Consider the following 11,803-nt stretch of genomic DNA (forward strand, 5'->3'; position numbering starts at 1 on the left):
TCGCTCGGGACACCGGGCTTCGCGCCCGCGTCGACCTCCCGACGACGATGCCACACCCGCAGCGTCTCCGCGCTCATGCCGAGGAGACCGGCCACATGCCGCACCGCAGACATCAGATTCGAGTGCTCACCGGAGGCCTTGGCCTCATCGAGCATCCGCAGCGCGCGCTCGCGCATCTCGGGAGAGTACTTCCGGTTCATCGCGTTCCATCCTTGCTTCAAGAACGGAACGAAACCCAGGCCGATTCACCCTGCACCGGGAAGAATCCGTGCCCATACCGGACGCCGGGCTCATCTGGCAGAGATGTCCTGCAGCACTGTCAGGGATGTCCTGATGCACCGCCCGCTGGGGATCTCGCAGCCTCGATCTAGTGCACACATAGGTGCACACATACGTGTGGTGTGCTGTGACGCCATGTGGCGTCTTCGCCACTCGCGCGATCATCCGCACAAACAAGAAAAGCGCCGGTAAACCGGCGCTTTTCTCAAGGTTACTGTCTCAACACAGTGCGCGCCCGAAGGGACTCGAACCCCTAACCTTCTGATCCGTAGTCAGATGCTCTATCCATTGAGCTACGGGCGCTCATGCCGTTGCCGTGGCAACCCGTCTACTGTACATCATGCCGCGGGGCCTCCGCGAATCGGGCCCCCTCCGGGAACGCACCCCGGGCGCGTCGCGCTGCGTCAGGCCTCGTCGGCGTCGTCGCCCGCGCCGGAGCCGCCCTCGGCTGCCGCGCCGACCTTGCGCTTGCGCCGGGCCTGCGCCGAGAGCTTCTGCAGGTCGACCAGGCGCAGCGCCTGCATGCGCGCCTCGCGCATCGACTCGTAGTCGGGGTCCTGGTCGGGGCGCATGGCCTCGATGCGCAGCCGGCCCTCGAGGTTCGCCTCGACGTCGTGCCACGCGGCCTCGCGGGCGTGCTCGACGATGCCGCGCAGCTCGTCGACGTCCTCGGCCTTCAGGCGCAGCGCCTTGGCGACGCCCGAGTACTGCTTGGCGCGGCGGCGCAGGTTGCGCACGTCGCGGTCGCGGTAGTCGTGCGTGCCGTGCGGCTGCGTGTGGCGACCCCACGCGGCGCGGCGCGCCTTGGTGACAGCCGCGGCCGCCCCGTCCTGCTCGTCGGCCAGCGCGATGAGCGCATCCCGGGCCGCGTCGACGAAGTGATCCGGATCGAACGACTCCCCCAGCGAGATCGTGCTCACCAGGATGGTGTTCTTGACCGACAGGCGCGCCGCCGCGAGCGCGATGGCCACGCCCTCGTCGATGGCATCGGCGTTGCGTCCCACCGCACCTCCTGATCACGATCCGAACCGGCGATACCGCCTCTACGAGCGTAGACGTCGCCGGCTCGGATCGTCCTGATCAGACGGCCGCGGGCACGGCCTCGCGCGGCGCCTCGTCGACGAGCTCCTCGACCGGCTCGACGTCCACCGGCCGGGCGACGACCGGCTGGCGCTCGGGCAGGACGGTCGGGTGCGCGCCGGCCATCTTCTCGACCACGCGCACCACCTGGCACGAGTAGCCGTACTCGTTGTCGTACCAGACGTAGAGCACGACGTTCTCGCCGTCGGCGATGGTCGCCAGCCCGTCCACGATGCCGGCGCGGTTGTTTCCGACGAAGTCCGTGGAGACGACCTCGGGCGACTCGATGTAGTCGATCTGCTGGCGCATGGGCGAGGTGAGCGACACCTGGCGCAGGAACGCGTTGAGCTCGTCCTTGGTGGTCGGGCGGGCGAGCTGCAGGTTCAGGATCGCCAGCGACACATCCGGGGTGGGGACGCGGATCGCGCTGCCCGAGAGCTTGCCGGCCAACTGCGGCAGCGCCTTGGCGACGGCCTTGGCGGCGCCGGTCTCGGTGATGACCATGTTCAGCACGGCGGAGCGGCCGCGGCGGTCGCCCTTGTGGAAGTTGTCGATCAGGTTCTGGTCGTTCGTGAACGAGTGCACGGTCTCGACGTGGCCGCGGACGACGCCGAACGACTCGTCGAGCACGCCCAGGATGGGCGTGATCGCGTTGGTCGTGCACGACGCGGCCGACAGGATCCGGTCGTCGGCCGTGATGTCGTCGCTGTTGACCCCGAACACGATGTTCTTGAGCGCGCCCTTGCCGGGCGCGGTGAGCAGCACGCGGCCGGCGCCCTTCGACTGCAGGTGACGCGACAGCGCCTCCTCGTCGCGCCAGCGGCCCGTGTTGTCGACGATGATGGCGTCGCGGATGCCGTACCGCTCGTAGTCGACCGTGGCCGGGTCGTCCGAGTAGATGACCTGGATCAGCGTGCCGTTCGCGAGGATCGTGTCGTTCTCCTCGTCGATCTCGATCGTGCCGGCGAAGGGGCCGTGCACCGAGTCGCGGCGCAGCAGGCTGGCGCGCTTCTTGAGGTCCATGTCGCCGCCCTTGCGGACCACGATCGCCCGCAGGCGCAGCCCCGAGCCGTTGCCCGTGTGGGCGAGCAGGATGCGAGCGAGCAGGCGGCCGATGCGGCCGAAGCCGTACAGCACGACGTCGGTCGGCCGCGGCGTCTCGGCGTCGATCACGGCCGCGAGCTCGGCGCGGATGAAGTCATCGAGGTGGGCGTCCTCGTACGTGCCGCCGAGCTCGTCGTAGCGCGACACGAGGCGGGCCACGTCGATCGACGCGGCCCCCGGCGCGATGCGGGCGATGCCCTCGAGCACCGCAAGGGTCTTGACCGGGTTCAGCACGTCGTCGCCGGTCTGGCGCGCGAAGCGGTGGGCCTTGATGATCTCGATCGGCGACCGGTTGATGAGCCGGCGGCCGTGGATCGACGGCACGATGCCGTGCGTGCGGTAGAGGCGCCCGATCAGGGGGATCATCCGCTCGGCCAGCTCCTCGCGGGCGGTCCATTCCGCCCGGTGAAGCTCGTACTGGGGCGCCTCGAACTTCTCGCTCACGGTCGCTCATCACTCCTTCGTCGATGCGGGCGGATCGCGCCCGGATGTCACGGTGCCCGACGTTCGTCGTCGCGCAGTTCGAGAATACGAACGTTCTCACCAGCCTTTCGGCGCAGACCGACGTCAAAATTTGCGATTCTTTCGCGATCGGCAGGATCGGATCAGCGAGACTCCGCCGCTTGCGCCGACGAGCCCGAGCGCCTTTCGTTTGTGCACGTACGGTTTCCGTTGGTGCACGTATGAATTCACCCGGCGGCCGTGCGCGACGACGACGTCCGTTGCGAAGGAGCACACGTGCAGTACCACCTCGACGGCTACCGGCCCGGCGACCCGACGCTCGAGCCGGCCCTCCCCGGCCGCCCCGCGGGTCCCCTCCGCGACGGCGACGCCGTCGACGTGCTGATCGTGGGCACCGGCCCCGCCGGCATGATGCTCGCCGCGCAGCTGTCGGTGTTCTCCGAGATCGAGACCCGCATCGTCGAGCGCAACCCGGAGCCGCTGCGGATCGGCCGCGCCGACGGCGTCCAGGTCCGCACGGTCGAGACGTTCCAGGCCTTCGGGCTGGCCCGGCAGATGATCGACGAGGGCTACCACATCACGCAGACCGCGTTCTGGGGCCCGGACCCCGAGCACCGCGACCGGATCGCGCGCACGCACCGCGTGCCGGACGACGACCAGGGCCTGTCGGAGATGCCGCACCTCGTGGTCAACCAGGCGCGCATGCAGCAGTACCTGCAGTCGTTCATGGATCGCCGCCCGTCGCGCCTGCGGCCGGACTACGGCATCGAGTTCGTCGGCCTCGAGATCGACCGCGACGCGGCCGACCACCCGGTCACCGTCGCCCTGCGCCGCGCGCGGCATCGACCGCGAGCGCGGCGCGGTCGTGATCGTGCGGCCCGACATGTACGTGGCCGAGGTGCTGCCGCTCGATGAGACGGCCGAGCTCGCCGCGTTCTTCTCGCGCGTGCTCGTGGAGCGTGGCTGACATGGCCGGCGAGGCCCCCGCCGCGACGCGGCGCCCGCTCGACGGCCTCGCGGGGCACCTCGTGCGGCGCGTGCAGCAGCGCCACACGGCGCTGTGGGCCGAGGTGGTCTCCCCCGTCGTGACCGGGCCCCAGTACGCCGTGCTGGCGGTGCTGGCCGAGCAGCCCGGCTCGAGCCAGCGCGAGCTCGGCGCGGCGCTCGATCTGGACGCCTCCACCATCGCGGGCCTCGTCGCGCGGCTGGAGTCGCGCGGCCAGATCTCGCGCGAACCCGACGAGGTCGACGCGCGCAAGAAGACGCTGCGCCTCACGCCCGCCGGCGAGACGCTGCGGGCCTCGCTCGCTCCGCGCGTCGACGCGCTCCAGGACGCGCTCACGGGCGCGCTCACCCCGGCCGAGCGCGAGCAGCTGCGCGACCTGCTGCACCGCATCCTCGCCGACTGACCCGATCCCCGGATCCGGCCGGCCCGGATCCCTCCACCCGCGCCCGAGAAGCGGCGCCGACCCGGCATCCGCCACCCCGCACCGACGAAGGAGTCCCGCCCATGACCGCCACCTCGACGACCACGACACGCGTGCGGGCCGACCGCGCCCGCGTGACGTTCGCCACCGTCGTCGGCACCACCGTCGAGTGGTACGACTACTTCGTCTACGCGACCGTCGCGGGCCTGGTGTTCTCGAAGCTGTTCTTCGAGCCTGCCGGCGAGGAGTTCGCCGCGATCGTGACGTTCGCGTCGGTCGGCCTGAGCTTCCTGTTCCGCCCGCTCGGCGCGTTCCTGGCGGGGCACCTGGGCGACCGGTTCGGCCGCCGCGTGGATCTCGCAGGCGCTGCTGCAGGCCACCGGATCGACCTGGTCGATCGTCTACTACCTCGGCGGCATGATCGCGATCTCGTTCCTCGCGACGCTGATGCTGCGCGACCGCCCGGGCATCCCGCTGGGGATGGACCACGAAGCCGAGCAGGCGCAGAGCCCGATCCGCTTGGTGCGCTGAGCGGGCCCTTCCCCTCGCTCGCCAGATCGTATATTATTTCAGATACGACCCTCGATCAGAGCAAAGGAGCTCGAGTGACCACCGAGCCGACCGACCCCCGCTTCGCCGCGCTGCCCCAGGCGCCCGGCAAGATCATCGCGGTCCACCTCGCGTACGAGTCGCGCGCCGCGCAGCGCGGCCGCCGCCCCAAGGCGCCGTCCTACTTCTTCAAGCCCGCGAGCTCCGTCGCCGCCAGCGGCGCCGAGATCGAGCGCCCCGCCGGCACCGAGCTGCTCGCGTTCGAGGGCGAGGTCGCGCTGATCATCGGCACGCCCGCCCGCCGCGTCCCGCTCGAGCGCGCGTGGGACCACGTCGGGTGGGTGACCGCCTCGAACGACTGGGGCCTGTACGACCTGCGCGGCAACGACAAGGGCTCGAACGTGCGCAACAAGGGCCGCGACGGCTACACGCCGCTCGGCCCGCAGCTGATCGACGCTCGCACGGTCGACCCGTCGGCGCTGCGCGTGCGCACGTGGCGCAACGGCGAGCTCGTGCAGGACGACACGACGTCGGACGACCGGATGATCTTCCCGCTCGCGCAGTTCGTCGCCGACCTGTCGCAGCACTTCACGCTAGAGGTGGGCGACGTCATCCTGACGGGCACGCCCGCGGGCTCGTCGGTCGCCGTCCCCGGCGACGTGATCGAGGTCGAGGTCGACGCGCCGGACGCTGAGGGCTCCCCCACGAGCGGCCGCCTGGTGACCCGCGTGGTCGAGGGACCGGGCGACTTCGCCGAGAACATCGGATCGCTCCCGAGCGTCGACGACCTGCAGCGCGAGGAGGCCTGGGGCTCGCGCGAGGCCGCCGGCCTGCCGCCGATCGAGGCCACCGCGTCCGTGCTCACCGACACCCTGCGCGCCAAGCTCATGGAGGCGCCCGTCGCGGGGCTGTCGCAGCAGCTGCGACAGCGCGGCATCCGCGGCGTGTTCATCGACGGGCCGAAGAGCGACACCCCCGGCGCCAAGCTCGTCGGCACGGCCAAGACGCTGCGCTTCGTGCCGCTGCGCGAGGACCTGTTCACGACGCACGGCGGCGGCTACAACGCCCAGAAGCGCGTGTTCGACGCGGTCGAGCCGGGCGAGGTGATCGTGATCGAGGCGCGCGGCAACGCGGGCTCGGGCACGCTCGGCGACATCCTGGCCCTGCGCGCGAAGGCACGCGGCGCCGCCGGCATCGTGACCGACGGCGGCGTGCGCGACCACGCGCAGGTCGCGTCGTTCGACATCCCCGTGTTCTCGCAGGGCGGGCACCCGGCCGTGCTCGGCCGCTACCACGTGCCGTGGGAGGGCGACGTGACGATCGCGTGCGGCGGCGCCACGGTGCAGCCCGGCGACATCATCGTGGGCGACGACGACGGCGTGATCGTGATCCCCCCGCCCCTCGCCGAGGAGGTCGCGGACGCGACGCTCGCGCAGGAGGCCGAGGACGCCTGGATCGCGACGCAGGTCGAGGCCGGGCACCCGGTCGACGGCCTGTTCCCGATGAACGCCGAGTGGCGCGCCCGCTACGAAGCCGAGACCGGTGCCTGACATGGCCTCCGCCGTGGCCGCCGAGAGCAAGTCGGAGCGCGCGTACGAGTGGATCCGGGAGCGGATCCAGCGCCGCGAGTTCAGCCCCGGCTACCGCCTCGTGCTCGGCCCGATCGCGCAGACGCTCGGCATGAGCGTCGTGCCCGTGCGCGAGGCCATCCGCCGCCTCGAGGCCGAGGGCCTGGTGGAGTTCGAGCGCAACGTCGGGGCGCGCGTGTCGCTCGTCGACCGCGAGGAGTACGCCCACTCGATGCAGACGCTCGGCGTCGTGGAGGGCGTCGCGACCGCGCTCGCGGCCCCGCTCCTCACGCCCGCCGACCTCGACCGCGCGGAGGCGGTCAACCAGCGGCTGATCGCGCTGCTGGACGACTTCGACCCCATCGCCTTCACGCGCCTGAACCGCGAGTTCCACTCGGTGCTGTTCGAGACGTGCCCCAACCCGCACATCCTCGACCTGGTGCACCGCGGCTGGACCCGCCTGCACAACCTGCTCGACTCCACGTTCGCGTTCGTCCCCGGCCGCGCGCATGAGTCGGTGCGCGAGCACGCGCAGATCCTCGAGCTCATCCGGTCCGGCGCCGCGCCGATCGAGATCGAGCTCGCCGCCCGGCAGCACCGCTGGGGAACCATGAACGCCTACCTGACCTCCCACTGATCCGAACCCTCCCGAAGGAGCCCCGCATGAGCACTCCCGTGACCGAGCGGCACGTCCCCGCGGACCTGCCCGCCAAGATCCAGCACTACATCGGCGGCAAGCACGTCGACTCGATCGACGGCGACACGTTCGACGTGCTCGACCCGGTGTCGAACGAGACCTACCTGCAGGCCGCCGCGGGCAAGAAGGCCGACGTCGACGCCGCCGTCGCCGCCGCCCGCAAGGCCTTCCTCGAGGGCCCGTGGCCCAAGATGCTGCCGCGCGAGCGCTCGCGCGTCCTGCACCGGATCGCCGACATCGTCGAGTCGCGCGACGCCCGCCTCGCCGAGCTCGAGTCGTTCGACTCGGGCCTGCCCATCACGCAGGCGCTCGGCCAGGCCCGCCGCGCGGCCGAGAACTTCCGCTTCTTCGCGGACCTGATCGTGGCGCAGGCCGACGACACCTTCAAGGTGCCGGGCCGCCAGATCAACTACGTCAACCGCAAGCCGATCGGCGTCGCGGGCCTCATCACGCCGTGGAACACGCCGTTCATGCTCGAGTCGTGGAAGCTCGGCCCCGCGCTCGCGACCGGCAACACGGTCGTGCTCAAGCCCGCTGAGTTCACCCCGCTGTCGGCCTCGCTGTGGGCCGGCATCTTCGAGGAGGCGGGCCTGCCCGAGGGCGTGTTCAACCTCGTGCACGGCTTCGGCGAGGACGCGGGCGACGCGCTCGTGAAGCACCCGGACGTGCCGCTCATCTCGTTCACGGGCGAGAGCCGCACGGGCCAGATCATCTTCGGCAACGCCGCCCCGTACCTGAAGGGCCTGTCGATGGAGCTCGGCGGCAAGTCGCCCGCCGTCGTGTTCGCCGACGCCGACCTCGAGGCCGCGGTCGACGCGACCATCTTCGGCGTCTTCTCGCTGAACGGCGAGCGCTGCACGGCGGGCAGCCGCATCCTGGTCCAGCGCGACATCTACGACGAGTTCGTGGAGCGCTACGCGGCGCAGGCCAAGCGCGTCAAGGTCGGCTACCCGCACGACCCCGCGACCGAGGTCGGCGCGCTCGTGCACCCGGAGCACTACGAGAAGGTCATGTCGTACGTCGAGATCGGCAAGGGCGAGGGCCGCCTGGTCGCCGGCGGCGGCCGCCCCGAGGGCTTCGACGAGGGCAACTTCGTCGCCCCCACGGTGTTCGCCGACGTCGCGCCCGACGCCCGCATCTTCCAGGAGGAGATCTTCGGCCCGGTCGTCGCGATCACGCCGTTCGACACGGACGAGGAGGCGCTCGAGCTCGCCAACGACACCAAGTACGGCCTCGCGGCCTACATCTGGACCAACGACCTCAAGCGCGCCCACAACTTCGCGCAGAGCGTCGAGGCCGGCATGGTGTGGCTCAACTCGAACAACGTGCGGGACCTGCGCACGCCCTTCGGCGGCGTCAAGGCCTCGGGCCTCGGCCACGAGGGCGGCTACCGCTCGATCGACTTCTACACCGACCAGCAGGCCGTGCACATCACGCTCGGCAAGGTCCACAACCCCACGTTCGGCAAGGAGGGCGGCTCGGCTCACTGAGCGCCGCCCGACATCCGGATCCCCAGAACAAGAGCAAGGACGCTGACATGACCGACACCACCGACCGCCGAGGCACCAAGACCTCCTCGGGCTTCTTCGTCTCGCAGGAGGCGCCCATCGAGGCCGCCAACGCCGTCGCCACCCCCAAGGCGCCCGCGCCGGACATCCTGCGCTGCGCCTACATGGACCTCGTCGTGACCGACCTGCAGAAGTCGCGCGAGTTCTACGTCGACATCCTCGGCCTGCACGTGACCGAGGAGGACGACGAGGCGATCTACCTGCGCTCGACCGAGGAGTTCATCCACCACAACCTGGTGCTGCGCAAGGGCCCGATCGCGGGCGTCGCCGCGTTCTCGTACCGCGTGCGCACCCCCGAGGACCTCGACAAGGCCGTCGCGTTCTACGAGGAGCTCGGCTGCCGCGTCATCCGCAAGCCGGAGGGCTTCACCAAGGGCATCGGCGACTCGGTGCGCGTGGAGGACCCGCTGGGCTTCCCGTACGAGTTCTTCTACCAGACCGAGCACGTCGAGCGGCTGTCGTGGCGCTACGACCTGCAGTCGCCCGGCGAGCTCGTGCGCCTCGACCACTTCAACCAGGTCACGCCGGATGTGCCGCGCGCCGTGCGCCACTACCAGGACCTCGGCTTCCGCGTCACGGAGGACATCCAGGACGAGGACGGGGTCGTCTACGCCGCGTGGATGCGCCGCAAGCCCACCGTGCACGACACCGCCACGACCGGCGGCGACGGCCCGCGCATGCACCACGTCGCGTTCGCCACGCACGAGAAGCACAACATCCTCGCGATCTGCGACAAGCTCGGCGCGCTGCGCCGGTCGGACGCGATCGAGCGCGGCCCCGGCCGCCACGGCGTCTCGAACGCGTTCTACCTCTACCTGCGCGACCCCGACGGCCACCGCGTCGAGATCTACACGCAGGACTACTACACGGGCGACCCCGACAACCCGGTCGTCACGTGGGACGTGCACGACAACCAGCGCCGCGACTGGTGGGGCACCCCGGTCGTGCCCAGCTGGTACACCGAGGCCTCGCTCGTGCTCGACCTCGACGGCAACCCGCAGCCCGTCGTGGCCCGCGAGGACAAGAGCGAGATGGCCGTGACCATCGGCGCCGACGGCTTCTCGTACACGCGTCCCGAGGACGACGCCGAGATGCCCTCGTGGAAGCTGGGCGAGTACAAGCTCGGCAACCAGCTGTGAGGATGGGCGCATGCTGACATCGGAGCAGATCGCTCAGATCGCCGAGGAGCTCGCCGAGGCGGATCGCACGCACAGCGTGATCCCCCGCATCACGGCGCGGTTCCCGGAGGCGACCGTGGAGGACTCGTACGCGATCCAGGGCATCTGGCGCGACAAGAACCTCGAGGCGGGCCGCCGCCTCGTCGGCCGCAAGATCGGTCTGACGTCCAAGGCGATGCAGCAGGCGACCGGCATCACCGAGCCCGACTACGGCGTCATGTTCGACGACACCGTGTGGGAGTCGGGCTCGGTGATCCCCGCGGCGGACTTCTCGAACATCCGGATCGAGGTCGAGCTCGCGTTCGTGCTGAAGGAGCCCCTCGAGGGCCCCGCGTGCTCGCTGTTCGACGTGCTGCGGGCGACCGAGTACGTCACGCCCGCGCTCGAGGTGCTCAACTCGCACATCGAGATGGAGGGCCGCACGATCGTCGACACGATCTCGGACAACGCCGCGTACGGCGGCATGGTGCTCGGCGGCCGGCCCATGCGGCCCGACGACATCGACCTGCGCTGGATCGGCGCGATGCTGTACCGCAACGAGCAGATCGAGGAGACCGGCGTCTCGGGCGGCGTGCTCGGCCACCCCGGCAACGGCGTGGCGTGGCTCGCGAACAAGATGCACCAGCACGGCGACCGCCTCGAGGCGGGCGAGATCATCCTGGCCGGCTCGTTCACGCGCCCGGTGTGGGCGACGGCGGGCGACAGCATCCTGTGCGACTACGGCCCGATGGGGGTGATCTCGTGCAGCTTCCGGTGACACGTCTCTCTCCGACACTGCGGCACCGGCTGGCGGCGACGGATCGCGCGCTGGCCGGCGGATGGGTCTGCTCCGGCTCCCCCGTGATGGCCGAGATCATGGCCGGCTCGGGCCTCGACTGGCTCATGATCGACATGGAGCACGGCCCGATCGGGCTCGGCGAGGTGCAGGCGATGCTGCAGGCGGCGTCCGGGTATCCCGTCACGACGATCGTGCGCGTGCCGGCGAACGACGCCGTGTGGGTCAAGCAGGTGCTCGACCTCGGCGCGCAGACGATCATGGTGCCGATGGTGTCGACCGCGGAGCAGGCCGCCGCGGCCGTCGCGCACGCGTCGTACCCGCCGAAGGGGCACCGCGGCGTGGGCAACGCGCTCGCGCGCTCCGGGCGCTGGAACCGTGTCGATGACTACCTCGCGAACGCCGCCGAGCACACGTCGGTGATCGTGCAGATCGAGACCTCGGAGGGCGTGGACAACGCCGAGGCGATCGCGGCGGTCGACGGCATCGACGGCGTGTTCGTCGGCCCGAGCGACCTCGCCGCGTCGATGGGCCTGATCGGGCAGCAGACGCATCCGGATGTCGTCGCGGCCGTCGAGCGCGCGTTCGCGGGCGTGCGGGCGGCGGGAACGCCCGTCGGCGTCAACGCGTTCGTCGAGTCCGCGGCCCGCGGCTACGTCGAGGCCGGCGCGCGGTTCCTGCTCGTGGGCGCCGACGTGGGCCTGGTCGCCCGCGGCTCGGAGGCACTCGCGAAGACCTTCATCCCCGCCGCCGACGCGACCGAGCGCGCGTCGTACTGAGCCCCTTGCCCCGAGCTGTCGCTTCGTTGCGGCAGTTCGGGGCAATCGGCGCTCCCGGCCCCCGCGGGCCGGGCGCGCGCCTAGGGCGTGTCTGACAATTGCCGGGTCCAGGCGATGACGGCGTTGAGGATGACAGCGGCCCGGTAGGTGATCGCGAGTTTGTCGTAGCGGGTGGCGAGTCCTCGCCATTGCTTGATGTGGCAGTAGCGGCGCTCGATGACGTTGCGGCCCTTGTAGTCGGCGGCGTCGAGGCCGACGGGGCGTCCGCCGCGTGAGCCGCGGCGCTTGCGGTGGCCTTGCTGGTCGGACGGCTCGGGGATCACGGCCTTGATCCCGC

The 11,803-nt window shown here is 70.8% G+C and carries 11 protein-coding genes, 1 tRNA gene and 1 pseudogene; 8 read left to right on the forward strand and 5 right to left on the reverse strand.

Annotated elements, in window-relative coordinates:
• From B5M43_RS14430 to B5M43_RS14445, 4 genes and pseudogenes are all read right to left on the reverse strand, one after another.
• Positions 1–200: pseudogene (locus B5M43_RS14430) on the reverse strand (IS3 family transposase); the annotation flags it as partial.
• A gap of 309 nt (positions 201–509) precedes the next feature.
• A tRNA-Arg gene (locus tag B5M43_RS14435) sits at positions 510–582 on the reverse strand.
• A gap of 101 nt (positions 583–683) precedes the next feature.
• Positions 684–1,283 (reverse strand): hypothetical protein, encoded by a 600-nt coding sequence (locus tag B5M43_RS14440; protein WP_055988558.1) that lies wholly within the window; start codon positions 1,281–1,283, stop codon positions 684–686.
• A 76-nt stretch (positions 1,284–1,359) separates the two neighbouring features.
• The gene (locus B5M43_RS14445) at positions 1,360–2,829 is read right to left on the reverse strand and encodes a glyceraldehyde-3-phosphate dehydrogenase (protein WP_230668240.1); all 1,470 of its coding nucleotides are present in this window, start codon (positions 2,827–2,829) and stop codon (positions 1,360–1,362) included.
• A 372-nt stretch (positions 2,830–3,201) separates the two neighbouring features.
• Here B5M43_RS14445 and B5M43_RS14450 point away from each other — a divergent pair, with 372 nt between their 5' ends.
• The 8 genes from B5M43_RS14450 (at position 3,202) to B5M43_RS14485 (ending at position 11,466) form a co-directional block, all read left to right on the forward strand.
• A complete protein-coding gene (locus B5M43_RS14450) occupies positions 3,202–3,840 on the forward strand; it encodes an FAD-dependent monooxygenase (protein WP_134747041.1) in 639 nt (212 codons plus the stop codon).
• Between the two features lie 53 nt (positions 3,841–3,893).
• The gene (locus tag B5M43_RS14455; RefSeq protein WP_134747044.1) at positions 3,894–4,334 is read left to right on the forward strand and encodes a MarR family winged helix-turn-helix transcriptional regulator; all 441 of its coding nucleotides are present in this window, start codon (positions 3,894–3,896) and stop codon (positions 4,332–4,334) included.
• A 623-nt stretch (positions 4,335–4,957) separates the two neighbouring features.
• Positions 4,958–6,451 carry a fumarylacetoacetate hydrolase family protein gene (locus tag B5M43_RS14460; RefSeq protein ID WP_134747049.1) on the forward strand — a complete coding sequence of 498 codons (1,494 nt, stop codon included), beginning with the start codon at positions 4,958–4,960 and terminating at the stop codon, positions 6,449–6,451.
• A gap of 1 nt (position 6,452) precedes the next feature.
• Entirely contained in the window at positions 6,453–7,106 is a 654-nt protein-coding gene (locus B5M43_RS14465) for a GntR family transcriptional regulator (protein ID WP_055988548.1), read from the forward strand.
• 26 nt (positions 7,107–7,132) lie between these two features.
• Entirely contained in the window at positions 7,133–8,656 is a 1,524-nt protein-coding gene (gene hpaE / locus B5M43_RS14470) for a 5-carboxymethyl-2-hydroxymuconate semialdehyde dehydrogenase (protein ID WP_134747045.1), read from the forward strand.
• A 47-nt stretch (positions 8,657–8,703) separates the two neighbouring features.
• Positions 8,704–9,873, forward strand: a complete 1,170-nt coding sequence (gene hpaD, locus B5M43_RS14475; protein ID WP_055988544.1) for a 3,4-dihydroxyphenylacetate 2,3-dioxygenase — start codon at positions 8,704–8,706, stop codon at positions 9,871–9,873.
• Positions 9,874–9,883: 10 nt separating this feature from the next.
• On the forward strand, positions 9,884–10,669 hold the full coding sequence (gene hpaH, locus B5M43_RS14480) for a 2-oxo-hept-4-ene-1,7-dioate hydratase (RefSeq protein WP_134747047.1): 786 nt from the start codon (positions 9,884–9,886) through the stop codon (positions 10,667–10,669).
• Positions 10,666–11,466: an HpcH/HpaI aldolase/citrate lyase family protein gene (locus B5M43_RS14485; protein ID WP_230668234.1), complete on the forward strand. Its 801-nt coding sequence runs from the start codon at positions 10,666–10,668 to the stop codon at positions 11,464–11,466. Before hpaH ends, B5M43_RS14485 begins: the two co-directional genes overlap by 4 nt.
• Before the next feature lie 80 nt (positions 11,467–11,546).
• Here the strand turns inward: B5M43_RS14485 and B5M43_RS14490 are convergent.
• Positions 11,547–11,803, reverse strand: a 257-nt coding sequence (locus tag B5M43_RS14490) for a transposase (protein ID WP_230668237.1), incomplete at its 5' end; no start/stop codon positions are given.

Source organism: Microbacterium sp. MEC084, from assembly GCF_004514465.2.
Lineage (GTDB): Bacteria > Actinomycetota > Actinomycetes > Actinomycetales > Microbacteriaceae > Microbacterium.

What these genes read in the sequence shown, in the direction of transcription:
- hpaE (WP_134747045.1), top strand. Translation starts at nt 7,133, where the DNA reads ATGAGCACTCCCGTGACCGAGCGGCACGTCCCCGCGGACCTGCCCGCC.
- B5M43_RS14465 (WP_055988548.1), top strand. Translation starts at nt 6,453, where the DNA reads ATGGCCTCCGCCGTGGCCGCCGAGAGCAAGTCGGAGCGCGCGTACGAG.
- hpaD (WP_055988544.1), top strand. Translation starts at nt 8,704, where the DNA reads ATGACCGACACCACCGACCGCCGAGGCACCAAGACCTCCTCGGGCTTC.
- B5M43_RS14455 (WP_134747044.1), top strand. Translation starts at nt 3,894, where the DNA reads ATGGCCGGCGAGGCCCCCGCCGCGACGCGGCGCCCGCTCGACGGCCTC.
- B5M43_RS14445 (WP_230668240.1), bottom strand. Translation starts at nt 2,829, where the DNA reads ATGATCCCCCTGATCGGGCGCCTCTACCGCACGCACGGCATCGTGCCG.
- hpaH (WP_134747047.1), top strand. Translation starts at nt 9,884, where the DNA reads ATGCTGACATCGGAGCAGATCGCTCAGATCGCCGAGGAGCTCGCCGAG.